The organism is Streptomyces sp. DH12, from assembly GCF_020873895.1.
Classification (GTDB): Bacteria; Actinomycetota; Actinomycetes; order Streptomycetales; family Streptomycetaceae; genus Streptomyces.
The window spans coordinates 1-432 of the sequence record NZ_JAHWGT010001259.1; the positions used below are offsets into that span (position 1 = coordinate 1).

Consider the following 432-nt stretch of genomic DNA (forward strand, 5'->3'; position numbering starts at 1 on the left):
GACGACCGGCCTCGGCATCAGGATCGGGCACCCGTGACCGCACGGGTGCCCTTCACGCTTCATCCCCAGGTCGCCGAGTACTCCCTCCGGTACGCCTTGCGGTCCTGCTCGGCCCTGATCCAGCGCGACGCCACCAGCGCCACCAGGCTCCCGCCCATCACCAGCAGCCCCGGACCCACGTTCCGCGGGTCGGCCAGCCGCGACACCAGCGTCGACGGGTCGGGCAGGATGCCCCGCACCGGCCGCACCCGACCGTCCAGCCCCAGCTCGCCGATCATCACGATGTCGGACAGGACCCGGGGGTCGATCCGCTCCGAGGCGCCGAGGACCGCACAAGCCACGGCCAAATCGAAACCGCTGCCTGCCTTGGGCACCGACGCCGGGCTCAGTCCGACGGTGAGCTTCTTCTGCGGCCACTCGCCGCCGGAGTTG

At 71.8% G+C, this 432-nt stretch carries 1 pseudogene; it reads right to left on the reverse strand.

Annotation, left to right across the window (positions count from 1 at the left end):
• Window positions 1-128: 128 nt before the first annotated feature.
• Window positions 129-432 (reverse strand): annotated as a pseudogene (locus tag LPA54_RS39555) (magnesium chelatase domain-containing protein); the annotation flags it as partial.